The organism is Gordonia sp. J1A (assembly GCF_055393515.1).
The window spans coordinates 2,291,362-2,314,528 of the sequence record NZ_AP041607.1; the positions used below are offsets into that span (position 1 = coordinate 2,291,362).

The following is a 23,167-nucleotide window of genomic DNA, read 5'->3' on the forward strand; positions in this document are numbered from 1 at the left end:
GGTCGAGCGTACTGATTCAGCTCTGGCCTATCCGTCTGCTGTAAGCGGATCGTGACTCGGGATCGGGGTTCATGAAGATCTCGCCCGAGCGTGTGGTGCGCAGCAAGGCGTGTTTGAGGCTCCGCGGCAGAATCGGGTAGGCGTTCACCCAGCCCATGGAGCGCGGGGCAGCGGCACGCACCCGGACGCCGGCGATGGAGGCGAGCACCTGTTCGGCGACGACGGCTGTATTCACGGAGGTGACCATCGAGTTGGTCGCGAGCCCGTCGATGAGTCCGGTCTGGGTGAAGGTCGGCATCACCACGCCGACCCGCACACCGTGGCCGGCGAGCTCCGAATCGAGTGCCTCCGAGAACTCGATGACGCCTGCTTTCGCCGCGTTGTACACCGTCAACCCCGGTGTGGGCAGACGTCCGGCCACCGACGAGATGTTGACGATCTGGCCGTGTCCGCGGGCCACCATGCGAGTCGCCGCAGCCTGACTGCCGAGGATCACCCCGAGCAGGTCCACGTCGAGCGTCGCCCGGATCAGCGTCTCGCGGTAGTCGAGGAAGGGGCCCACCGGCATGATTCCGGCGTTGTTGACCAGCACGTCGACGGGACCGATCCGGTCGGCGACGGTGTCCAGGAAGTTCTCGAACGACGAGCGGTCTGTGACGTCGAGTTCGATTCCCTCCACGCCGAGATCTGCCGCCGCCTTACCGACCGCATCGACATCGACGTCACCGATCGCCACCTTCGCACCCGCGTCGAGGAGCTCAGTCGCGACCTCGAAGCCGATGCCGCGTGCTCCGCCGGTGATCGCGACGACCTTCCCCGCCAGCCGCGCGCGGATCCGGGCCAGACGCGCCGTGCGCCGTCGATCACGCGACAACCGGCTGGTCAGCGAAACAGACATGGGTGCTCCTGGGTCGAGGGGCGGCATCCGGCCGGATGCCCGATGGGTACTCAGTGGATCATCGGCGCGAGGTGCTTGCGAGCCACCGCACGCGCGTAGTCGGAGGTCGAGTGAGCCGGGTCGCTCGCTGGGACTTCGAGATACGACATGACGACGCGCACGTGGATCTCCACGGCCTGCAGCAGGTCGTCGTCGGCCATCGTGGCGCCGGCCGAACGGAGGGTCGCGGCGATCCTCGCGGTGACCATCTCGATGAACAGTGCACTGACACCGGAGGTCACTTCGCGTACGGTCCGGTCTTCGTGAACCACCCGTCGCAGGAGCGGATCTGTCTGCACCATCTCGGCCCCGCGCGCGAAGGCTTCGGCGACGGCCTCTCGCGGCGGCATCCCCTCGACGGCTTCCTCGAGACGTGACAGGCCGGCCTCGAAGGTCTCCAGCGCGACCGCCCGAAACAACGCCTCTTTGTTCGGAAAACGACGGTAGAGCGTCGACCGGCTCACCCCCGCGGCCCGCGCCACCTCGTCCATCCCCGCCTTCCGGACGCCGACAGCGGCGAACTCCGCGGCCGCAGCGTCGAGGATGTCGCGTTCCTGTTCGGACACCGAGGCGGTGATCCTGGCCTTTCGCGTCGCAGGAACGACTACCGCTTCCGCATCTGCACCGGGAGCTTGTCCTTCGGCACCGGCAGGGCGCTGTAATCCATCGGCACCTGATACCCAGCGGGGACCGACCACTCGTAGCCGCGGAGCAGGTGGTGCATCACGGTCTTGATCTCCATCTGGCCGAAGTACAGTCCGATGCACTTGTGCACGCCTCCGCCGAAGGGCATCCACGCCATCCGGTGCCCCTTGTCCTCGGCGCGCTCGGCGGAGAAGCGCTCGGGGTCGAACATCGCCGGGTGCGTGTAGTACTGCGGGTCGCGGTGATTGATCAGCTGCGGCACCGAGACCATCGTCCCCTCCGGGATGAAGAAGCCCTGGACCTGAGTGTCCTTGACTGCCATGCGCGGCTGCGCCGGAACCGGCGGACACAGTCTCAGCGACTCCTTCATGATCGAGTCCAAGACGGTCAACCCGCTCAGGTCTGCGTAATCGAGGTCGGGTCCGAACTCGAACGACTGCGCGCGGGCCTTCTCCTGCCATTCGGGGTACTTCGCCATCCAGTACGCCATCTGGGTCATCGTGATGGTCGACGTGTCGTGCGCCGCCATGAGCACGAAGATCATGTGGTTGACCACGTCTTCGTCGGTGAAGGTCTCGCCGTCGTCGCCCTCGGCGTGGCAGAGCACGGAGAAGAGGTCGGGGGTCGCGTTGGCCCGCTTGGCGGCGATGTGCTCGTAGAAGAAGTCTTCGAGGACCTTGCGCGAGCGGACGCCCTTCCACCAGCGACCGCCCGGGACCGGCTTGCGGACGTATGCGACGCCGGCGCGGACGGTCTCGATGAAGGCCTTGTTCAGCCGGTCCGCCTCGTGCTGCGGCAGTTCGAGCCCGAGGAATACTTCGAGTGCGACGTCCAGCGTGAGCGCTTTGAGTTCGGAGAACAGCTTCACTCGGCCGGTCGGGAACCGGGACACGCGGTCGGCCACCATCGGTTGGAGTTCGTCCATGTAGCCCTTGAGGACTTTGGGCGTGAAAGCCTGCTGGAGGATGTGCCGGTGGTTCCGGTGTTCCTCGAAGTCGAGCAGCATGATGCCGCGGTTGAAGAACGGTCCGATGAAGTAGCTCCATGCCGGAGCGTTCGCGAACGCGCGGTCCTTGTTCATGAGGATCTCGTTCGCCGCCTCGGCGCCCATGCACGTGACGATGCGGACGCCGAAGGCGTTCATTCCCGAGACGTCGCCGTACTGCAGACGTTTGCGGTCGGAGTAGCCGAACGGATCCCGTCGCATCTGAAGGATCTCCAGCACTCCATTGCGATCGCTGAGCGGCACCGCCTTCAGATCGCTGCCGGCCTCCGGCTGGGCGAGCACTGCAACCATCGTTCCTCCTCGATACCGGCCGCCTCAGTTGTGATCCGGCCCATATCTCGATTGAAACAAATAGGTAGATCTGTGTCTATAGTTCGTGGGACATATTTGCGAATCCGTCGCACGCCGTGGACGTCCCCTCACTTCAGGCCGGCGTCCGCCCTCAAAGCTCGTTGAGCGAGCACAGCGAGCCGAAACCGTCTCCCCGACACTTCCCGCGGAACCGAGGGGCAGTCGGGCGATACGCTGGCCGACATGGTCTTCTCCTCGCCAACCGGCCGTAACAAGCAGTCGCCGTTCGGTACGTCGGACGACCGGAAGAAGGGTGTGCCGACCTTCCGGCTGCAGCCGAAGAACCCGCCGCCGCCGAGCATGCCGTCGGCCGACGACCTGCTGGAATCGGCCAAGGTGGTCGCGCTGCCGATGCACACCCGATTCCGTGGGGTCAAGGTCCGCGAGGCGCTGATCTTCTCCGGTCCCGCGGGCTGGGGCGAGTTCGCCCCGTTCGTCGAATACGAGGACGCGGAGGCCAAGACCTGGCTCGCGGCGGGCATCGAGGCCGCCTACCTCGGTCCGCCGGCGCCCGTTCGCGACTCGGTGCGAGTGAATGCGACGGTGCCCGCGGTTCCCGCCGAGGAGGTGGCCGGCCTCATCGCGCGGTATCCCGGCGTCGACACGGTGAAGGTGAAAGTCGCCGAACCGGGACAGAGTCTGGCCGACGATGTCGAGCGGGTCGCGGCCGCCCGTGACCTCGTCGGCACCGTCCGGATCGACGCCAACGGCGGCTGGAGCGTGCAACAGGCGATCGAGGCCGTCGCCGCGATCGGTGACGTGGAGTACGTGGAGCAGCCGTGCGCGACGGTCGAGGAACTCGCGCAGGTGCGCCGCGCCGTGTCGGTCCCGATCGCGGCCGACGAGTCCATCCGCCGGGCCGGCGATCCGATGCGGGTGGCCGCGCTGGACGCCGCCGACATCGCCGTGCTCAAAGTGGCGCCACTAGGCGGTATGCGGGCGCTGGTCGCGTTGGCGGAACGGCTCCCGATGGACGTGGTCGTCTCCAGCGCCCTCGACACCGCCGTCGGCATGGCCGCCGGAATCGGAGCGGCCGCCGCACTCCCGGACCTCGACCGCGCGTGCGGGTTGGGTACCGGTGAGCTCTTCGTCCGCGACGTCGCGCGGTCGTTCCGGATCGAACACGGCACGGTTCGGCCGCGACGTGTGGAGCCGGGGATCGACCTTCCGCTGGCGTCCGCTGAGCGGACTCGATGGTGGCACGAGCGCCTGCGTCGTTGCCACGACCTGCTGACCCGGCGCTGATCTCGACACGCTCGATCACCCTTACGTCGCCTCGCAGGCCCATCTCGACACGCTCGATAACCCTGGGGTCTCCCCACAGGCCGGTTGAGCGAGCGCAGCGAGTCGAAACCACGTGCCAGGCAATAACAGTCACGCCCATCTCGACAGGCTCGATAACCCTGACGTCTCCCCACAGGCCGGTTGAGCGAGCGCAGCGAGTCGAAACCACCCGCCAGGCAACGCTCACGCAATCTCGACACGCTCGATCACCCTGAGGTCTCCCCCCAGGCCGGTTGAGCGAGCGCAGCGAGTCGAAACCACCCGCCAGGCAATAACAGTCACGCCCATCTCGACACGCTCGGCGCCTGCGGCGCCTCCCGGCTCGATAACCCTGAGGTCTCCTCGCAAACTTTGACACAAATATTTACATCTGTTCCACCGCGGCGCTACAGTCGACGTCATCACGCCGCACGCGTCATAGGAGACCGCATGAACTCACCGGACGTGTTCGAGGCGGGCGTCGGAGAGGCCGAACCCGCCTACGTCGACATCGACTCCATCGATCTGCGCCTCGGCGCCGACTCCCTGGTGTGGAAGTTCTACGGCGACATCCGGGGAGTCCTCGGCTTCCAGCGTCTGGCCGGCACGGAGAACTGCATCGAACAACTCGCGCAGGGCGTGGAAGACCACTCGGTGATCTTCTCCGACTTCCTCGGCCGCGCCCGGCGCACAGGCCCGCCGATCATGCGGACCGTGTACTCCGACCAGCCGCACCAGTGGGGCCGACGGGTCCGCGACTTCCACCGCGACATCAAGGGAACGGTGCCCGACGGCTCGCGGTATCACGCGCTGAACCCCGAGCTCTACTACTGGGCGCACGCGACGTTCGTCGATCAAGTCCTGACTATCACAGACACATTCATCCGGCGGTTGTCGTACGAGGAGAAGGAGCAGATCTTCGAAGAGAGCAAGACGTGGTATCAGCTGTACGGCGTCTCCGCGCGCAGCCAGCCGGAGACCTACGAGGATTTCTGCGTCTATTGGGAGACGATGTGCGACAAGTTCGTCCCCACCAGGACCATCCTTTACGCCACCGGGTACCTGCGTAAGGGCGTTCCCGGACCGCGCTGGATGCCCCGGCCGCTGTGGCGCGTGATCTCCGCCCCGATCAACGCCTTTCTACGAACCGTCGTCGTCGGCACCCTCCCCCGCCAGATGCGCGAGGTCTGCGAACTCGACTGGGACGACCGGAAGCAGCGCCGTTTCGATCGCTTCGCAGCGGGGATGCGCGCAGCGAACCCGTTGTTCAACCGGCTTCCGATCCGGCTGCTGTACACACCGTGGGCGGCCGAGGGCTGGGAACGCACCGGCGTGGATCCGCGCCGGATCCACAACGGGTGAGCGAGCGCCAGTCACTCATCTGCCACGATCCCCAGCACTTCAACTGACCGCAAGGCGGCGTACAGTTCGGCCGACTGCACCGGGTCGGTCACGTCGCGTCCAGTGAGGTCCCGAACCTTGCGCAATCGGTAGCGGACCGTGTTCCGGTGGCAGTGGAGCGCCTCGGCGACATCGCCGGCCGCCCCGTGGCAGCGATACCACTCCGCCAGCACCGAAAGCAGATCGTCGCGGTCGGGTGGGGGAAGCCGAAGCACACCGCCCAGCACCGACTCGGTGAACACTCGCGCCGCGCCGGACGCGGTCACCAGCAGATGGGCCATCGGGTCACTGCCGAACCGCACCAGCCCCTCCGTGCCCGGCGGCGTGCTGCGCGCCGCCAGCCGCGCCTGTCCGAGAGCCTCCGGAATCCCCAGCGGAGTACCGAACTCGGCACTGACGCCGATCCGCCCGGCGACTGCCTGCCCGAGTCTGTCGACCGCCCGCACCGCCTCTCGCGACGACGCGGTGCGCAGCAGCCCGATGTGCACGTCCGCCTGGCTGTCCCAGACCGTCTGAGCCCCGGCGTCGCGCAAGGATGACGTGACCGGTGCCGGCAGCGCCTGGCCCGGATCCGCCGGAATGATCACCACCACCTGGAACACGCCGTCCTCAGGCACCCCGAGCGTTCGCAGGGCACCGAGCGAACGCACCGAACCGTCGGCGTGGTCGTCGAAGAGCATCCTGATCAGGCGGTAGCGCGCCTGCGCGTCGGAGTGCGCGAGGAGGGTCTCGGTGTCCCGGTACGCCTCGACCGCGGCGTCGGAGAATGCGTCGATCAACTCCCAGAGCAGGGTCGCGCATTCATGGACTTCCGGGTCACCCGGCCCCTTCGACAGCGCCGTCAGCTGTTCCCAGATCAGTCGGCCGCCGAGCCGGAACGCGTGCAGCAGCGCCGCCAGGGGCACCCCTCGCTCGGCTTTGAGTCGGCCGACCGCAAGCGCCGGCTTGAGGTTCGGCTCCGCCCCGGCGAGCGCCCGGATGATCTCCGCCAGATTGTCCCGGCACGCGCCCCGCAACTCCTCCTCCGCCAGCGGGCCGCCGTCGACGTAGAAGCGGTCGGCCTGGGTGATGCGGACCGCCAACTCCTCCGCCACCGAGTCGACGTCGCTGAGCAGCAGAAGCGCGGGTGAGTTCAACCGCGGAGTGGTCGGGGAGTTCACGCGTGCACGTCCAATCGTCGCAGTGTGACCCACGATACGCGGCCATTGTGCACCGGCACAAAGTCGGCCGGATCAACCCTGTGCCGCCATACCTGGCACCGTCGGTGACCCCACTCACACAATGGAGCGATCACTGCCGAGCGTGCACGCTCACCTGGCGAATGGAGCAGAAATGCAAGACCTCGAACTGCAGGCGGTCGAGTCCGCGCTGACCGACCTCGTCGACGGCGAACGCCGCTGGGCGACGACGACGCTCGAGCAGCGTCGCGACCTCCTGATGCGCATGCGCGATCTGACCGGCGCCCACGCCCAGGAGTGGGTCGACACGGCCGTGCAGATCAAGGGCCTCGACCCGAACTCGCCGCTGGTCGGCGAGGAATGGATGTCCGGACCGTATGTGATGGCCGCCAGCCTCGGCGTCCTCGCCGACACCCTCGACCACCTCGCACAGGGCCGGAGTCCGCTCGCCGACGTCAAGTTCCACGACGTCCGCGACCGCGTCGCCGTCAACGTCCTGCCGACCAGCGTCTACGACGAGCTGCTGCTCAGCGGCTTCAGCGCCGAGGTGTGGCTGCGCCGGGGAGTCAGTCGCGCCGCAGCAAAGGCCGAGGCCGGGCTCGCGCAGCTCGACCCGTCGCGGACCGCGGGCATCGGCGTGGTGCTGGGCGCAGGCAACATCATGTCGATCGCACCGCTGGACGTGCTGTACGAGCTGATCGCCCACAACCGCGTGGTGGTGCTCAAGCTCAACCCGATCACCGATCCGCTGCTTCCCGTCTTCGGCAAGGTCCTCGCCCCGCTGATCGAGGTCGGCGCGGTCCGCATCGTCACCGGCGGGGCCGAGGTCGGCGGCGCGCTGGTCCAGCACGATCTCGTGAACCACGTGCACATGACCGGCAGTGCACGCACCCACGACGCCATCGTGTGGGGTGTCGGGGACGAGGCCGTCGAGCGCAAGCGCGCGAGCGACCCCAAGCTGACCAAGCCGGTCACCAGCGAGCTGGGCGGAGTCTCCCCCACCATCGTGATCCCCGGCCGGTGGAGCAACGCCGATCTGAAGTTCCAGGCACAGCACGTGGCCACTCAGCGTCTGCACAACGGCGGATACAACTGCGTCGCATCGCAGGCCCTCATCATCTCGTCGGACTGGGATCAGAAGGACCGGTTCCTCGCCGAGGTGCGCAACGCCATCGCCGCCGCACCCGAGCGCGCCGCCTACTACCCCGGGAGCGACGACCGCGTCGCGAGCGCGCTGGAGTCGTACCCGAACGCCGAACGCCTGGGCCCGGGCGGCGGTCGCCTGCTGGTCGACGACGTCCGCCCCGATGCGACCGAACCCATCCTGTCCGGCGAGTACTTCTCACCGGTCTACGGCGTCGTCGAGATCCCCGGCACAGGTGCGGCTTTCACCGCTGCCGCGGCGCGCACGGCCAACGAGGTCTTCGCAGGCACCCTCGGCGTCAACATCATCGCGGCGCCGGCCAGCGTCAAGGGACTCGGCGCGGCGTTCGACGACCTCGTCGAGGATCTCCACTACGGAACCATCGCCATCAACGCCTGGACCGGCGTCGGTTACCTGACGCCGACCGCGTCGTGGGGCGCGTACCCCGGCCACACCATCGACGACGTGCAGAGCGGCATCGGCGTGGTGCACAACGCCTGGCTGATGGACGGAATCGAGCGCACCGTGGTCCGCGGGCCGTTCCGCCCCGCCCCGCGATCGGTGATCCGCGGAGAACTCGCACTGTCGCCGAAGCCGCCATGGTTCGTGAACAACAAGACCGCCGCGACCACCGGCAAGCGGCTCACCGAGTTCGCCGCCGATCCGCGGGCGAGTCGTCTGCCCGGAATCTTCGCCTCCGCCCTGCGCGGCTGACCGTTCGACTGAAAGGGACTCAATGACAACCACTTCCATGGACGCCGACTACGTCGTCGTCGGCACCGGTTCCGCCGGAGCCGTCGTCGCTGCCCGTCTGAGCGAGCGGTCGGCCGACACGGTGGTCGCACTCGAGGCCGGCGGTGAGGACAAGAGCCAGTCCGTCCGCATTCCCGCCGCCTTCTCCAAGCAGTTCCAGACCGAGCTCGACTGGAACTACCTCACCCAGCCGCAGCCAGAGCTCGGCGACCGCCGGGTGTTCTTCCCGCGCGGCAAGATGATCGGCGGATCGTCGTCGATGAACGCGATGATGTGGGTGCGCGGATACGCCGCCGACTACGACGCATGGGCGCTGGAGGCCGGCGACGGATGGTCGTTCGCCAACGTCGTCGAGTACTTCAAGCGCATCGAGTCGATCGAGGGCGCCGTCGAGGGCGACGAGGGACGCGACGGGCCGCTCAACGTCGCCCACCAGCGCAGCCCGCGCGGTTGGACGTCCGACTTCCTCGCCTCGGCCGAACAGGCCGGATTCAAGCGCGAACGTGCCAATCTGCCTCAGCCGGAAGGCTTCACGCAGACGATGGTGTGCCAGAAGAACGGGTCGCGCTGGAGCGCCTCCGACGCGTACCTCAAGCCCGCGCGGTCGCGCCGGAACCTGACGGTGCTCACCGATGCGCACGCAACCCGGGTGCTGTTGGAGGGTTCGCGCGCGGTGGGCGTCGAGTACCTCAAGGACGGCGTCACCCACACCGTCCGCGCCCGCAAGGAGGTGATCCTCTCGGGCGGCGCGATCAACACGCCGCAGCTTCTCCTGCTGTCGGGCATCGGCGATCAAGAGCAACTGCGCGCGCACGGCATCGCCGTGGCACAGCATCTGCCCGAGGTCGGCCGCAACCTCAGTGATCACCTGATGTCGCTGATCGGCTTCGCCGTCGACTCCGACACCCTCTACGGCGCCGAGAAGCCGTTGGAGTTGCTCAACTATCTGACGCGCCGCCGCGGCATGCTCACCTCGAATGTCGGTGAGGCCTACGGCTTCATCCGCAGCCGCCCCGACCTGGAGCTGCCCGACATCGAGATCATCTTCGGTCCGGCGCCGTTCTACGACGAGGGCATCGGGGACGCGCCAGGTCACGGCATCGGTCTCGGTCCGATCCTCGTCGACCCACGCAGTCGCGGCACAGTCTCACTGGCGTCGTCGGACCCGACCGCCAAGGCCCTCATCGACCCGCGCTACCTGTCGGACGCCGACGGCGCCGACCGCGCGGCCCTGATGTCAGGTCTGCGCGCCGCCCACCGGATCGCGACGTCGGAGCCGCTGGCGTCGAAGATCGGCCGGTTCCTGCAGCCGAAGCGGGAGCTGGACACCATCGAAGCCACTCTCGAAGATGCGCTGACCTGGCATTCGCACACGCTCTACCACCCGACCGGCACGTGCCGGATGGGCTCGGACAGTGCCAGCGTCGTGACGCCCGACCTCAAGGTCCGCGGCGTCGAGGGTCTGCGCGTCGCCGACGCCTCCGTGATGCCGAAGATCGTCCGCGGCCACACCCACGCGCCGACGGTCGTCATCGGCGAACGCGCCGCGGATCTGATCAAGGGCTGACCCGGCCTCCCCGACCGCTCGATTACCCTGGGTCTCCCCGCAGGCCGGTTGAACGAGCGCAGCGAGTCGAAACTAGTCGTCCGACAACAACACTCGTGCTGATCTCGACACGCTCGATTACCCTGGGCCTCCCCGCAGGCCGGTTGAACGAGCGCAGCGAGTCGAAACTACTTGTCCGACGACAACACTCATGCAGATCTCGACACGCTCGATTACCCGAGGTCTCCCCGCAGGCCGGTTGAGCGAACGCAGCGAGTCGAAACTACTTGTCCGACAACAACACTCATGCCGATCTCGACACGCTCGATTACCCTGGGTCTCCCCGCAGGCCGGTTGAGCGAGCGCAGCGAGTCGAAACTACTTGTCCGACAACAACACTCATGCCGATCTCGACACGCTCGATCACTCCCTGGTTCCAGGAATCCTCGCCTCCGCCCTGCGCGGCTGACACTCGGATCGCTCGATCGCGCCGACTGCGTCAGTCCTGCCCGTCCGGCTCATCGAGATGCGCCACCAGCGCGGACAGGAACTCCGGACCGCGGTCGCGGTGAACACTGTGCCCAGCATCGATCGTGACCATTCGGCCACGCGGCAACGCATCGGCGAGAGACTGCAGATGCCGGCCCGGCAGAAAGCTGCGGGCGCCTCCGGAGATCACCAATGCCGACGCCGGCACAGTGTTGAGCCGAGCCCACCATTCGGGTTCGGGGACGTCGAACTGCCGCAGCACGGTGTCGGGCAGCGAACGGTCGAAGCGAAGAAACGGGCCCGGACGTGCGAGCAGCGCGCCGACACCGCGGATCCGCTCGCCCAGAGTCGCGGTCGGTGCGATCTGTTCGGCGAGATCCGCCTCATCGCGAGGCATCGGCGGTATCTCCTCCAGTACGAGGCGACGGACGCGGTCGGGCCGGTCCATCGCATAGCGCAGTGCGGTGTGCGCGCCCAGGGAATGCCCGACGAGGTCGAACCGGACCAGGCGCAGTTCATCGACCACGCGTCCGAGATCGGCCGCGAAGTCGTCGAGGCGATAGTCCGCGGCGCGCCCGCTGCGCCCATGACCGCGCAGGTCCACGGCCACGGTGGCACGACAGGTGGCACGTAGCGTGCGAACCGTTGAATGCCACGTGGTGTGGTCGCCACCCATTCCGTGTACCAGGACCACCGGCGGCCCACCGGCGGTCGGACACCCCGAGACGTCGACCGCGAGGTCGGGTTCCGCCGGGTCGGCACTGTGAATCACGCGCATCGCACCAGGATAGGCCCCAGACAGAAGCCAGATTCGGGACGCCCGACACGCGAAACGTCGATTCCGTGCCGCCATATGTCGCCCGATCGCGTGAAACATTCCGTGATGCAGTTCACTAACTGCTGTGAGAGTACGTAGTGTCATACCCGTCGGCGATTGACGCAATCGTCCTCACCCTCCCAATTCACTTGTCTCGGAAGGACATTCGCATGGAGATCATCAACCTCATCCTCAGTCTGCTCGGCGGCGGCGACAGCGGCAGCAGCGGCGGCTCCAGCGACCTGGGCAGCCTCTCCAGCCTGCTCGGCGGCGGCAGCAGCGACTAGTTCCAGCTGACGACGAGGGGCGCGCGGCATGTCCGCGCGCCCCTCGTCGCACGTTCCCCGGTGCGATCGGCTGCCGTGCGGAGTCGCGAGTCAGAGCGGGAGTCGCGGGGTCACCGATCCGCCGGGCCGGCCAGAGCCGTTCCGTCGAAGCGCTCCAGGGTGACGAAATCGCTCACCGGCCGTCGCCGGAGCCGGGTGAGCTGCTTCACCGGCCGGCCGATCGGTACGGCGGCGGCCACGGCGAAGGTCTCGGGGATGCCAAGCAGTTCGCGCACCGCGGGCTCCTGCGCGCTGACCATCGTCGTGATCGTCCCGCCGTATCCCCGCGACCGGGCGGTGGTGAGGATGTTCCACACGAGCGGATACACCGACGCTCCGGAGACCACGCCCACCCGGTCGAGTTCGGAATCGGTGGCCGCCACCACCGCCAGGTCGACGGCCACCACCAAGACCACCGGCGCAGCCGCGATCGGCGCGACGAACTCGTCGACTCCGGGCGTCTCAGCGAGATCGGTCGCGGTGACGGCACTCGGGTGCACCGGGTTCCACGGGTTCTCTCCCGCGAAGCGCTGAGCCAGGTACCGCCGAGCCGCGGGCTTGCTCAACTCGGCCAACTGAGCTTTCGTACCCGGATCCCGGACCACGATCACGCGCACACCCTGTCGGTTGCCGCCGCTCGGCGCGAACCTCGCGATGTCGAGGATCTCCGACAGCCGCTCGTCCGGAACCGGATCGTCGGTGAAACTGCGCGCTGCGAACGTCGTCTTGACCACGTCGTCGAATTCCATTGCCGTCTCCCGTGAGGATTCGTTCTACTCGCTCTGTCGGCCGGTATCCGACGGGCCGTCGTCGGACGAATCGCCGTTCGCATCGGCCTCGACCGCGGCCACCAGTTCCTCGAGCTGCGTCCCGAATCCGCGGACCAGGTCCCACAGATCCGGTGAGAGATCCGGGCACGACAGCAGCCCGACATTCAGCTCGCCGTCCACCGACATCACCGTGATGTTGAGCCCGAGGCCGTGGAAGATCGGCCCCATCGGGTACACCGCCTTCACTCTCGCGCCGAGCAGGTACATCGGATAGTCCGGCCCCGCGACGTTGGAGATGACCGCGTTGAAGATCGGCGGGTGCAGGCCGGAGAGACGGCGGTCGGAGTAGAGGCGCATCAGAGCGCCGAGGGTGTTGCCCGGCGCGAACTCCGCGTATGCGCGCAGCAGATTCGCATCGATGCCCTGGTGATGCCCCTTCGCCTGCCTGGCGTACTTGCCCGCCAGCCGAATGCGCTCCACCGGATCGGCCACCGACGTCGGGAGACGGGTGAACATACCGGTGACCTTGTTGGTGCCGGTCTCGATGAGATCGTCCGCGGTGACCCCGCGCACCGAGACCGGGACGAGCCCGACCAACGGCTCCTCGGGGAGTTCGCCGCGCGTCTGGAGGTACTCGCGGAGCGCGCCGCCCGCCATCGCCAGCACCACATCGTTCACCTTGACACCGAAGTGGTCTTTGACACGCTTGACGTCACCGAGCGGCAACCGCGCGAAGGCCAGGTTCCGGCGCGGAGTCAACGGCCCGTTGAACCGGGTCCGCGGAGCGAGGAAGGGTGCGGGCATGCCGTCGCCGGACTGTACTCGTTTGAACCATTCGAACGGCACCGGGAGCGTCTTCGGGATCAGCTTCATCGCTGCGATCGGACGCTGCACGAAGAAGTTGACCGCACCGCCGAAAGCCATGCCGGGTCGCGAGGCGCCTCCGGCGCTCTCCTTCACCCGAGCAGCGTCCAGCGCGGGTGGTTCGGGAGTGGACGTCGCGAGTTCGCCGAGGATCTCGGCGACGGTGGCACCGTCCACGCAGGCGTGGTGCATGCGCAGCACCAGCGCGATCGCCCCTTCGGACAATCCCTCCAGAACCCACAGGTCCCACAGCGGCTTCTTCCGATCCATCACCTGGGCCACGAGGTGCCCGCAGAGGGCCGCCATCTCCTCGATGCCTCCGGGTGCGGGCACCGCTATCCGGTGGACGTGCCGCTCGATGTCGAAGTCTTCGTCCTCCACCCACACCGGGTGGTCCACATTGGTCAGCGAGTCGGCGAGCCGGCGGCGCAGCATCGGGAGACCGCGGACCCGGCGCTCCATCTCCAGCCGCAACGAATTGAACGTGTATCCGCCCGGGATGGTCGAGGGATCCACCTCCACGATGGCGGCGACGTTCATCACCTGAGACGGCGTCTCCAAGTAGAGGAACGACGCGTCCAGACCGCTCAACCTCTGCACGACGGCCCCCAATCCTTGTATGACAGTCCGTGTCTGCCACAGTCCGTGTCTGCCACTGTTCTGTATGCCACTGTCCTGTATTCCACTGTTCCCGAGCGCCTGAAACGGGTTCTCACAGGTGCTTATTCACAGTAGCGCCGTGGACCGACAGTGCGTGCACGAAGGCAGGCGCCGACCGGGCGGGGCGTGCCCGGTGCCCGATCACCGACCGCAGCCGGACTGCTACTCGTCGATCGGCAGTCGGTTGGCGACGTCGAGCAGTTCCCTCCTGCCGCCCCGGTCGAGGAGAACGGTGAACACGACGTCGTCGCGGTCGGCCAGACGCAGGTACGCCGCATGCTCGGATTCGACCACGTAGCCGGTACCGTGGCGCCAGCCGATCGACTCCGGCGAGGCGTTCTTCGAGATGTCTGTGAACACCTGGTCGGTGGCGTCCTTCGACGTCATCCACGCCGGCTGGATCACCATTTCCGAGTTGAAGCAGTGCATGCGGCTCTTCACCAGCGCTCGCCCCGATCCGGTGTTCGACGGGCCGCGCTCGGCGGGCATCGCCCGGACCATCGAGCGGCAGGTGAGGTTCTGCCATCCCGTCGCCTCGGGTGTCTGCGGAAGCAGCCGGGGGAACTGTGCGGCCAGCGGGCCGAGCTCACCCCAGCCGGACACCACCGTCACCTTGCTCTCGGCACCGTCGGCCGACCACCGGCCCGAATCCGCGGCGCGCAGGCGGTAGCGATGGTCGCCGGTGCCCGCGGTCCGATCGACCGCGGTGGTGTCGGGCCCGGAGTAGACGACCACCTCGTCGTCCCGGATCAGCAGATACTCGTCCGCACCGGAGACGCCGTTCCAGACCGCTTTCACCTCGCCGCCGTCCGCCGACAGACTGAGTCCGCCCGGTGCGTCCGGGGCCGAACCGCCCAGCATCGCCCGCACGGCGAACAACGATGCCAGCAGCACCAGCACGGCGACCGCGGCGATGATCAGCACGGGCCTGGCGGGTGTCCGGGCACGTCCGGGTGCGCTCGGTTCGTTCATCAGAACGGCAGCCTTTCCATGATCGCCCGCGCTTGCTTCGGGTCCTTGGAGTCCGGCACGGCCACCTCGACGTAGGTACGCGCGCGCGGATCGTCCGAACTGGAATAGACGAATACCGCTCTCGCCTCGGAGCTCTGCACGCCCGTCGAGAGCCGCCCCTTGGTGCCCTGGGCGGTCTTGAAGCCGAAGTCGGTCGGAGCCGTGATCGGCAACTGGCCTACGGCGGCCGTCCCCGCATCATCACTGTTCGCGTACGCGGCGATCTGCACCGAGTACTGCCGATCGGCGCCGTCGATCTTGTCGCACACGATCAGCCGGGACGTCTTCTGGTCGTCGTCCACCGGGTACGGCCCCAGTCCGCGGCACCAGAGCGATTCGAAGCCGTTCGAATTCACCGGGGTGGCCGGTACGAGTTCCGGATAGAGCTTCGCCATGTCGAGGAACTCGCCCCACGTCTGGGTGACCGTCAGCTCGGCCCGGTCGGAGAACGCCGAACCGCCCGACGACGTCGAGCGGGCCGCCACCGAGTAGGAGTGCTCGCCGGGGACCGGAGACCGGACCACATAGGAATTGTCGTCGGTGACGTCGATGACGACGTCGTCCTGTTTGATCAGGTACTGCTCGGCCCCGCTCACCGCCGGCCACGACAGGTCGACGCCCTCGGCGGTCATCTTCGCCTCCGGTGACGACGGTGTCGACAGGCCCGACGCACTGTTCCACGCGAACGCTCCACCCACTCCCAGGGCCAGTGCCGCAACGACCGCGACGGTCGCGAGCGCGGGAGTCCGCCGGTACCAGTGATCCCCGTGCGAGCGGTCCGGGCTCCCCGTGGGCACCGGTGCCGGGCCGGACGGGCCACCCGCCCGGTGCGGTCCGGGGACGGGTGCACCGGGAGTGTTCGCGAACATCGGACCGCTGGGCGTCACATTCACCGGTCCTCCGGTGAACGCCGAGCACAACGCGCGGGCGAAAGCCGTCGCCGTCGGTGGCCGGGCGGCGGGATCCTTCGCGAGGCCCGCTCGCAACACGTCATCGACGGCCGGCGGCAGCGAGCGCGTCCGCTCGGACGCCCGCGGCGGTTCGGCGAACAGATGTGCCGTCATCAGTCCCTGCAGACTGGTCGAGTCGTACGGTGCGCTGCCGGTCAGCAGTTCGAACGTGGTGGCCGCGAGCGAGTAGATGTCGCTGCGGGCGTCCACCCGGCGGCCGTCGATCTGTTCCGGCGAGCAGTACCGCATGGTGCCGACCGTGGTTCCGGTGCTGGTGAGTCCCGCTCCCGCTTCGCCGAGCGCCTGAGCGATGCCGAAGTCGGTCACTTTGACCGCCTCCGGGTTCACCGGATCTCCGCCGGGGGTGATCAGGATGTTCGCGGGCTTCACATCACGGTGAAGTACACCGTGACGATGGGCGACGTCGAGGCCGGCGGCCACGCCGTTGACGATGTTGACGACCAGCCGCGGATCCATCCCGGCGGGCGACGCCTTCGATATCTTCGACGCATCGGTGCCCGGCACGAGTTCCATCGCGATCCACAGGACGTCGCCGAATCCGCCCCTGTCGTAGACGCGCACGAGGTTCGGGTGCGTCAACGGCGCCATCAGATCGGCCTCGCGTTCGAACCGCCGGCGCACCACCGGATCGGAGCCGTGTGCCGACCGGAGCACCTTGATCGCATCGCTGCGCGGCAGGCGCGGGTGGGCCGCCTCATAGACCTCGCCCATCCCTCCGGCGCCGAGCACCGCTTGGACGCGGTAGCCCGCGATGTCGTCGCCGATTCCGAACATTCCTCCGCCGTTTCACCAGGTGACTGCCGTTCGCGCCGAATGCTACCTGCGCGGCGTGGAGATCAGATGTGCGCCTATCCCCGCCGAATGACGGCCGTCCGCCGCGGCCCGCCCCTACCATCGGCCGACATGACCGCATCCTTCTCCGCAGACGAGCTCGACACCGCGTTCGCTCAGTTCCAGCAGACCGTCGCCGATGTGGCGATCAGTAAGGACTGGGATCGATGGGCCGATCAGTTCACCGTCGACGCGACGTACATCGAGCACGCCTACGGCCGATTCGACGGCCGCGAGGCGATCCGCACCTGGGTGAACAAGACGATGCACTCGTTCCCCGGAAGCCACATGGCCGAGTACCCGTCGCTCTGGCACGTCGCCGATCCGGCGACCGGCCGAGTGATCTGCGAGATCGACAACCCGATGATCGATCCGGGCGACGGTTCGGTGTTCACGGCCACCAACATCACCATCCTCACCTACGCGGGCGACGGGCTGTGGAGCTGCGAGGAGGACGTCTACAACCCGATGGAGTTCGCTCAGATGGCTCTGGCGTGGTGTGACCGCGCCGCCGAACTGGGCACGCTCGACGACGCCGGACGCCGGTGGCTGGAGAAGACCGGCCCGATGTTCGGTCGGCGGTGACCGGCGTTTCGACCGCTCCTCACTACCGACCTCGCGGTAACCTACGGTGACGTAACCCACCGGGCCGCACGTTAACGGATCTGCCCCGGGCAGACGATCTACGCACCGAGGGCTGCGGTTTCTCAGCGCCCCCACAGGGCGCGCGGAGACTTGGGGCATGCGTCCATGTGACGTAGCCTGGAGTCCGAATATGCATGTCGGGCACGTCGCGGCGGTGCTCGGCCGCGACCCGACACGACCTGAACCCGACCAGAGGAACACCGATGGCACGTCAACTCACACAACTCGAACTCCTCAAGGAGTTGGAGCCGACGGCAGAGGCCAACGTCAATCGCCACCTCAAGACGGCACGCGACTGGAACCCGCACGACTACGTGCCGTGGGACGAGGGCAAGAACTACGCGGCTCTGGGCGGCAGGGACTACGAGCCCGAGGACTCGCAGCTCGACGAGGTCGCCAAGGCCGCGATGATCACCAACCTGCTGACCGAGGACAACCTGCCCTCGTACCACCGCGTGATCGCCGAGAACTTCTCGATGGACTCCGCCTGGGGCCATTGGGTCGGTCGCTGGACCGCCGAGGAGGACCGTCACGGCATCGTGATGCGCGACTACCTGGTCGTGACCCGCGGCGTCGACCCGGTGGCCCTCGAAGAGGCGCGCATGATCCACATGACCAACGGCTACGATCCGATGCTCGCGGCTGCGGACCGCGCCGACGAGATGAAGGCGAACGGCGAGGAGATCGGGCTGCTGCACTCGGTCGCGTACGTCACCTTCCAGGAACTCGCGACCCGCGTGAGCCACCGCAACACCGGTAAGGCGTGCAACGATCCGATCGCCGACCGGATGCTGCAGCGCATCGCCGCCGACGAGAATCTGCACATGATCTTCTACCGCAACATCTGCGGGGCCGGCATGGATCTGGCGCCCGACCAGACATTGCGCGCGGTCACCGACATCGTCACCAACTTCCAGATGCCCGGAGCGGGTATGCCGAACTTCCGGCGCCACGGCGTGCTGATGGCCAAGCACGGCATCTACGATCTGCGCCAGCACCTCGAAGAGGTCGTCCAGCCGGTTCTCCGGAAATGGAACGTCTTCGAGCGAAACGACTTCAGCCCCGCCGGCGAGAAGACCCGCGACGAGCTCGCGGCCTTCCTCGACCAGCTCGACAAGGACGCGACCCGCTTCGAGGAGATGCGCGACCGCGCGCTCGCTCGCGAGGCGGCCAAGCGGGAGAAGCAAGCATCCTGAGTACCACCGCACTGACTGCACCGGCGCCTTCGGAGACCTCCGAGGGCGCCGGTGCGCCGTCGTCTCTCCAGCGTCCGTCCACTGATCGCACCCCGCTGCGGATCGGGTCGATCGAGTTGAACAGCCCGGTGGTGCTGGCACCGATGGCCGGCGTCACCAACGTGGCCTTCCGCGTGCTCTGCCGTGAGCTCGAACTCGCACGGACCGGAACCGTCTCCGGCCTCTACGTCTGCGAGATGGTCACGGCGCGGGCGCTCGTGGAGCGGCATCCGGTCACGATGCACATGACGACCTTCGATCCGAGCGAGTCACCGCGATCGATGCAGCTCTACACGGTCGATCCGGAATACACCTACCGCGCGGCCAAGATGATCGTCGACGAGGATCTCGCCGACCACATCGACATGAACTTCGGCTGCCCGGTCCCGAAGGTCACCCGCAAGGGCGGCGGGTCGGCGATCCCCTACAAGCGACGGTTGTTCCGCAACATCGTGGCCGCCGCCGTGCGCGCCACCGAGGGCACCGACATCCCGGTCACCGTCAAGTTCCGCATCGGCATCGACGATGAGCACCACACGCATCTCGACGCCGGACGGATCGCCGCCGAGGAAGGCGCCCAAGCCGTGGCGCTGCATGCCCGCACCGCATCGCAGCGCTACTCGGGCACGGCGGCGTGGGACGAGATCGCGCGCCTGAAGGAGCATGTCACCACCGTGCCCGTGCTCGGCAACGGCGACATCTTCGAGGCCGAGGACGCCGTCCGCATGATGGAGCAGACAGGCTGCGACGGCGTGGTCATCGGCCGCGGCTGTCTCGGCCGCCCGTGGCTGTTCGCCGAGCTGTCGGCACGGTTGGCCGGTGTGAATGCGCCCACTCCGCCCGACCTCGGGGAAGTGGGCGAAATCATGATCCGGCACGGCGAACTGCTCGCCTCGCACCACGGCGAGGACAAGGGCATGCGGGAGATTCGCAAGCACGTCGCCTGGTATCTGCGCGGCTTCCCTGCCGGCTCCGACCTGCGCTCCTCGCTCTCTCTGGTGAAAACCCTCGACGACCTGCGCGAACTCGTCGCCGAGCTGCCCTCCGACGTCCCCTTTCCCGCTGACGGTCATGGCCCGCGGGGCCGCCAGGGTTCGCCCGCGTCGGTGGCGCTGCCCGAAGGATGGCTCGACGACCCCGAAGAGGACATCGTCCCCGACGGTGCCGAGATCATGCACTCGGGCGGCTGAGCCCTCGCCGACGGGGCGCACCGCAGAGAGTTCTCAGGTCTCGGCATTAAGATGTGCCGAGCACGCGTGGCGTGTGCACTCCGGGCCTGCCCGGCGACCACTGCGAGACCACTGCCGCATACGAAAGAAGCACTGTGAGTTCTGACCGCCCAGGCTCTCCCGAGCCCGATGACGACGAGTCGGCACAGCCCCGGCGACCCCGTCGGGCGGGCCGGACATCCGGTGCCTACGACTTCCGCGAACGGTTCGGCGACGCCGCTCCGTCACAGCCCGGTGCGGCCGGTCAGCGCGCCGAGGGTCTGCGGGAGCCGTCGTCCCGCGAGGGATACGTCCGTCCGCGGGGCCGGCTGACCGTCCGCCAGTTGATGGAGCAGATGGGGGTGGACGAGACCGCCTCCGGGCCGGCACAAGCCGCACAGGCGCAGCCCCCGCGCCGCACGCAGCCGAGCCCTCGCCCGACGCCGCAGCCGGGTCCACAGCCGCCGGCCCCGCCCGCACAGCCGTCCCGGCCGAGCACTGACGACCCGACGGCCTCCGAGGTCACGGCGATGATCCCGCCGGTCGCCGATTCGTCGGCGGTCGACCTCTCAGACACCACTACGGCCGCGCGCTTGTCTCAGGAGTCCCGAGCGCAACGCCCGTCCGTCCCCCCGCCTCCGGCTGCCACTCCGGCGCCAGCGCCTCCTCGCAGCCCGGCGGCCGCCGCGGGTGCCGCCGCGAGCGGCGCGTCGACCGATCCCGGCAACGGCGAACCGACTCGCAAGCGCCCGCTGGAGCCGACTCCCGATCTGACCGCGGCGCTGTCCCGCGTGCGCGGCGGTCGCCGGACGAAGCCCACCGGCAAGGAACGCACGACGCGAATCGCCACCAACACCGGGCGCATCCTGCTCGGCCTCGCCTGCGTGCTGTCGCTGGTCGGCACCGGCTACGCATGGAACATGATGCGCAGCATCAACGGCGGCTGGAACATCGTCAACGCCCTGGACCCGGAGAACTCCAACGTCCGCAAACCGGGCGATCAGACCGGCGACGAGACATACCTGATCGTCGGCACCGACACCCGCGCGGGAAAGAACTCCAAGCTCGGCGCGGGCGACGCCGACGTCGTCGAGGGCGCCCGCTCCGATACCGTCCTGCTGGTCAACATCCCCGCCGACCGCAGCCGGGTGGTCGCGGTGTCGTGGCCTCGCGACCTCGCCGTCGACCGTCCCGAATGCCAGAACTGGGACAACTCGACGCAGAAGTACTCCGGGACGCTCGAGGCCGCGAGTTCGGTGAAGCTGAACGGCGTCTACGCCGACGGCGGCCCCAACTGCCTGGTGAAGACGCTCACGCAGATCAGCGGGCTGAACATCAATCACTTCATCGCGATGGACTTCTCCGGGTTCGAGGACGTGGTCCGCACGGTCGGCGGAGTCCAGGTGTGCTCGACCGTCCCGCTCTACGACTACGAGCTGGGGACCATCCTCAAGAAGGCCGGCACCAAGAAGCTCACCGGCCGCCAGGCCCTCAACTACGTCCGCGCTCGGCACATCTCCGCGGAGGGCAACGGCGATTACGGTCGCATCAAGCGGCAGCAGCTGTTCATGTCGTCGCTGCTGCGGTCGTCGCTGTCGGGCGACGTCTTGTCGAACCCGTCGAAGCTCAACAAGGTGGCGCGCTCGTTCATCGCCAACAGCTACGTCGACAACGTCGACACCGACTCGCTGATCCAGCTCGCCGAGTCGATGCAGGGCATGGAAGCCGGGCGTGTCACGTTCCTGACCATTCCGACCTCGGGCACGTCCACCGACGGACAGAACAACGAGATCCCGCGGATGGACGACATCGACGCGATCTTCAACGCGATCATCGACGACAAGCCGCTGCCCGGCGAGAAGAAGGCCAAGCCGTCGAGCACCAAGAAGCCCTCCGCTTCCCCGAAGCCCCCGGCGCCGAGGACCGAACTCACCGCTCAGCACGCGTCCAACATGAGCGTGCGCGTGCTCAACGGCACCGACGAGTCGGGCGTCGCGGGGTCCGTGATGGAGGAACTGGTCCGTCAGGGCATCGACGTGTCCGGCATCGCCGACTCCTCGGAGAAGCGGACCGACACGGTCGTCCGCTACGGTCCGGGCGAGAAGGACTCCGCGGCGACGATCGCGAAGATGTTCCCCGGAGCGCAGATCCAGGAGGACAGCACGGTGAAGGCCGGCGTCGAGGTGATCGTCGGGTCCGACTTCGGCGGCACGCAGACCATCGGTTCGGTCCCGACCGCCGGTTCGGTGCTCTCCGTCGGCGAACTGCCGGCCAACACCGATAACAGCGACCTGCCCAACGACCTCTCGGTCACCAACGCAGGCGACACGACCTGCGCGTAGCCCGTCGGCCACCGCTGCGACAACCTGCGCGCCGAGTGTTCACGCCGACTTCACCGTCGGTGAAGGGCGAGGCCGGCCGGTTTACGTAAGCTGGGTTGCATGCGTGACGCTTATCAGGAGCAGATGGCTGCACTGAACAAGGCTCTCGGCGACATGGTCGACGAGGTGGGTGCGGCGATGGCTCAGGCCACCCAGGCACTGCTCGAGGGCGATCTCGAACTGGCCGAAGAAGTGATCTCCAACCACGACTCGGTCGCCGAGAAGTCGGCCGAGGCAGAGGATCAGGCGTTTCAGCTGCTGGCGCTCCAGGCGCCGGTCGCGGGTGATCTGCGCTCGGTGGTGAGCGGCTTCCAGCTGGTGTCCGAGATCGACCGGATGGGGGCGCTGGCGTTGCACGTGGCGAAGGTCGCGCGCCGCCGCCACCCCGCCAAGGTCCTGCCGGACGAGGTCGCGGGGTACTTCGAGGAGATGGGCCGGCTCGCCGTCGAGCTCGCGCAGAACGCACGCCGCGTGCTCGAGAACCAGGACTACCACGACGCGCTGACCCTGATGGACGACGACGACGCGATGGACGATCTGCACCGCCATCTGTTCACCGTCATGATGGACCGCGAGTGGTCGCATGGTGTCGCCGCAGCGGTCGACGTCACTCTCCTGGGCCGCTATTACGAGCGGTTCGCCGACCACGCGGTCCTCATCGCCCGCCGCGTCGTCTTCCAAGCCACCGGGAAGACTCCCGAACAACTGCTCGAGGCGAGCTGACCCGACGAAAGC

Annotated in this window: 18 protein-coding genes; 9 read left to right on the top strand and 9 right to left on the bottom strand. The window is 67.8% G+C overall.

Going from position 1 to position 23,167, the window contains the following annotated elements:
• Nucleotides 1–16 precede the first annotated feature (16 nt).
• Genes ACZ5QD_RS10710 through ACZ5QD_RS10720 form a run of 3 tightly spaced genes read right to left on the bottom strand, consistent with a single transcriptional unit; the run spans nucleotide 17 to nucleotide 2,879 of the window.
• A complete protein-coding gene (locus ACZ5QD_RS10710; RefSeq protein WP_464366729.1) occupies nucleotides 17–898 on the bottom strand; it encodes an SDR family NAD(P)-dependent oxidoreductase in 882 nt (293 codons plus the stop codon).
• Nucleotides 899–948: 50 nt separating this feature from the next.
• Nucleotides 949–1,503, bottom strand: coding sequence for a TetR/AcrR family transcriptional regulator (locus ACZ5QD_RS10715; RefSeq protein WP_464366730.1), 555 nt, complete (start codon nucleotides 1,501–1,503; stop codon nucleotides 949–951).
• Nucleotides 1,504–1,541: 38 nt separating this feature from the next.
• Nucleotides 1,542–2,879: a cytochrome P450 gene (locus ACZ5QD_RS10720; protein WP_045536372.1), complete on the bottom strand. Its 1,338-nt coding sequence runs from the start codon at nucleotides 2,877–2,879 to the stop codon at nucleotides 1,542–1,544.
• A 243-nt stretch (nucleotides 2,880–3,122) separates the two neighbouring features.
• Here ACZ5QD_RS10720 and ACZ5QD_RS10725 point away from each other — a divergent pair, with 243 nt between their 5' ends.
• Complete coding sequence (locus tag ACZ5QD_RS10725) at nucleotides 3,123–4,184, top strand: o-succinylbenzoate synthase (protein WP_062365921.1); 1,062 nt, start codon at nucleotides 3,123–3,125, stop codon at nucleotides 4,182–4,184.
• A gap of 468 nt (nucleotides 4,185–4,652) precedes the next feature.
• Nucleotides 4,653–5,564 (top strand): oxygenase MpaB family protein, encoded by a 912-nt coding sequence (locus ACZ5QD_RS10730; protein WP_464366731.1) that lies wholly within the window; start codon nucleotides 4,653–4,655, stop codon nucleotides 5,562–5,564.
• Between the two features lie 11 nt (nucleotides 5,565–5,575).
• Here the strand turns inward: ACZ5QD_RS10730 and ACZ5QD_RS10735 are convergent, their stop codons facing one another.
• Nucleotides 5,576–6,763: a PucR family transcriptional regulator gene (locus ACZ5QD_RS10735; RefSeq protein WP_062365924.1), complete on the bottom strand. Its 1,188-nt coding sequence runs from the start codon at nucleotides 6,761–6,763 to the stop codon at nucleotides 5,576–5,578.
• A gap of 172 nt (nucleotides 6,764–6,935) precedes the next feature.
• Between ACZ5QD_RS10735 and ACZ5QD_RS10740 the strand changes: the two genes are divergently transcribed.
• Complete coding sequence (locus ACZ5QD_RS10740) at nucleotides 6,936–8,639, top strand: aldehyde dehydrogenase family protein (protein ID WP_278124849.1); 1,704 nt, start codon at nucleotides 6,936–6,938, stop codon at nucleotides 8,637–8,639.
• Between the two features lie 22 nt (nucleotides 8,640–8,661).
• On the top strand, nucleotides 8,662–10,245 hold the full coding sequence (locus ACZ5QD_RS10745; RefSeq protein WP_278124851.1) for a GMC family oxidoreductase: 1,584 nt from the start codon (nucleotides 8,662–8,664) through the stop codon (nucleotides 10,243–10,245).
• A 478-nt stretch (nucleotides 10,246–10,723) separates the two neighbouring features.
• Here the strand turns inward: ACZ5QD_RS10745 and ACZ5QD_RS10750 are convergent, their stop codons facing one another.
• The 5 genes from ACZ5QD_RS10750 to ACZ5QD_RS10770 form a co-directional block, all read right to left on the bottom strand.
• Nucleotides 10,724–11,491, bottom strand: coding sequence for an alpha/beta fold hydrolase (locus ACZ5QD_RS10750; RefSeq protein WP_062365931.1), 768 nt, complete (start codon nucleotides 11,489–11,491; stop codon nucleotides 10,724–10,726).
• A 436-nt stretch (nucleotides 11,492–11,927) separates the two neighbouring features.
• The gene (locus ACZ5QD_RS10755; RefSeq protein WP_006895691.1) at nucleotides 11,928–12,605 is read right to left on the bottom strand and encodes a nitroreductase family protein; all 678 of its coding nucleotides are present in this window, start codon (nucleotides 12,603–12,605) and stop codon (nucleotides 11,928–11,930) included.
• A 24-nt stretch (nucleotides 12,606–12,629) separates the two neighbouring features.
• The gene (locus ACZ5QD_RS10760) at nucleotides 12,630–14,090 is read right to left on the bottom strand and encodes a WS/DGAT/MGAT family O-acyltransferase (RefSeq protein WP_433821064.1); all 1,461 of its coding nucleotides are present in this window, start codon (nucleotides 14,088–14,090) and stop codon (nucleotides 12,630–12,632) included.
• Nucleotides 14,091–14,312: 222 nt separating this feature from the next.
• Nucleotides 14,313–15,122: a hypothetical protein gene (locus tag ACZ5QD_RS10765; RefSeq protein ID WP_464366732.1), complete on the bottom strand. Its 810-nt coding sequence runs from the start codon at nucleotides 15,120–15,122 to the stop codon at nucleotides 14,313–14,315.
• Nucleotides 15,122–16,906 (bottom strand): serine/threonine-protein kinase, encoded by a 1,785-nt coding sequence (locus ACZ5QD_RS10770; protein ID WP_278124859.1) that lies wholly within the window; start codon nucleotides 16,904–16,906, stop codon nucleotides 15,122–15,124. The genes ACZ5QD_RS10765 and ACZ5QD_RS10770 overlap by 1 nt, the downstream gene beginning before the upstream one ends.
• A gap of 129 nt (nucleotides 16,907–17,035) precedes the next feature.
• Between ACZ5QD_RS10770 and ACZ5QD_RS10775 the strand changes: the two genes are divergently transcribed.
• The 5 genes from ACZ5QD_RS10775 (at nucleotide 17,036) to phoU (ending at nucleotide 23,155) form a co-directional block, all read left to right on the top strand.
• Nucleotides 17,036–17,548 carry a nuclear transport factor 2 family protein gene (locus ACZ5QD_RS10775; RefSeq protein ID WP_062365939.1) on the top strand — a complete coding sequence of 171 codons (513 nt, stop codon included), beginning with the start codon at nucleotides 17,036–17,038 and terminating at the stop codon, nucleotides 17,546–17,548.
• 263 nt (nucleotides 17,549–17,811) lie between these two features.
• Complete coding sequence (locus tag ACZ5QD_RS10780; RefSeq protein WP_006895696.1) at nucleotides 17,812–18,804, top strand: acyl-ACP desaturase; 993 nt, start codon at nucleotides 17,812–17,814, stop codon at nucleotides 18,802–18,804.
• Between the two features lie 95 nt (nucleotides 18,805–18,899).
• Nucleotides 18,900–20,033 (top strand): tRNA dihydrouridine synthase DusB, encoded by a 1,134-nt coding sequence (dusB, locus tag ACZ5QD_RS10785; RefSeq protein WP_464367265.1) that lies wholly within the window; start codon nucleotides 18,900–18,902, stop codon nucleotides 20,031–20,033.
• A gap of 134 nt (nucleotides 20,034–20,167) precedes the next feature.
• The gene (locus tag ACZ5QD_RS10790; protein ID WP_464366733.1) at nucleotides 20,168–22,393 is read left to right on the top strand and encodes an LCP family protein; all 2,226 of its coding nucleotides are present in this window, start codon (nucleotides 20,168–20,170) and stop codon (nucleotides 22,391–22,393) included.
• A gap of 99 nt (nucleotides 22,394–22,492) precedes the next feature.
• The gene (gene phoU, locus ACZ5QD_RS10795) at nucleotides 22,493–23,155 is read left to right on the top strand and encodes a phosphate signaling complex protein PhoU (protein WP_006895699.1); all 663 of its coding nucleotides are present in this window, start codon (nucleotides 22,493–22,495) and stop codon (nucleotides 23,153–23,155) included.
• Nucleotides 23,156–23,167 lie beyond the last annotated feature (12 nt).

What these genes read in the sequence shown, in the direction of transcription:
- ACZ5QD_RS10750 (WP_062365931.1), bottom strand. Translation starts at nt 11,491, where the DNA reads ATGCGCGTGATTCACAGTGCCGACCCGGCGGAACCCGACCTCGCGGTC.
- ACZ5QD_RS10720 (WP_045536372.1), bottom strand. Translation starts at nt 2,879, where the DNA reads ATGGTTGCAGTGCTCGCCCAGCCGGAGGCCGGCAGCGATCTGAAGGCG.
- ACZ5QD_RS10740 (WP_278124849.1), top strand. Translation starts at nt 6,936, where the DNA reads ATGCAAGACCTCGAACTGCAGGCGGTCGAGTCCGCGCTGACCGACCTC.
- ACZ5QD_RS10730 (WP_464366731.1), top strand. Translation starts at nt 4,653, where the DNA reads ATGAACTCACCGGACGTGTTCGAGGCGGGCGTCGGAGAGGCCGAACCC.
- ACZ5QD_RS10765 (WP_464366732.1), bottom strand. Translation starts at nt 15,122, where the DNA reads ATGAACGAACCGAGCGCACCCGGACGTGCCCGGACACCCGCCAGGCCC.
- ACZ5QD_RS10745 (WP_278124851.1), top strand. Translation starts at nt 8,662, where the DNA reads ATGACAACCACTTCCATGGACGCCGACTACGTCGTCGTCGGCACCGGT.
- ACZ5QD_RS10755 (WP_006895691.1), bottom strand. Translation starts at nt 12,605, where the DNA reads ATGGAATTCGACGACGTGGTCAAGACGACGTTCGCAGCGCGCAGTTTC.
- ACZ5QD_RS10725 (WP_062365921.1), top strand. Translation starts at nt 3,123, where the DNA reads ATGGTCTTCTCCTCGCCAACCGGCCGTAACAAGCAGTCGCCGTTCGGT.
- ACZ5QD_RS10780 (WP_006895696.1), top strand. Translation starts at nt 17,812, where the DNA reads ATGGCACGTCAACTCACACAACTCGAACTCCTCAAGGAGTTGGAGCCG.
- ACZ5QD_RS10770 (WP_278124859.1), bottom strand. Translation starts at nt 16,906, where the DNA reads ATGTTCGGAATCGGCGACGACATCGCGGGCTACCGCGTCCAAGCGGTG.
- ACZ5QD_RS10710 (WP_464366729.1), bottom strand. Translation starts at nt 898, where the DNA reads ATGTCTGTTTCGCTGACCAGCCGGTTGTCGCGTGATCGACGGCGCACG.
- ACZ5QD_RS10775 (WP_062365939.1), top strand. Translation starts at nt 17,036, where the DNA reads ATGACCGCATCCTTCTCCGCAGACGAGCTCGACACCGCGTTCGCTCAG.
- phoU (WP_006895699.1), top strand. Translation starts at nt 22,493, where the DNA reads ATGCGTGACGCTTATCAGGAGCAGATGGCTGCACTGAACAAGGCTCTC.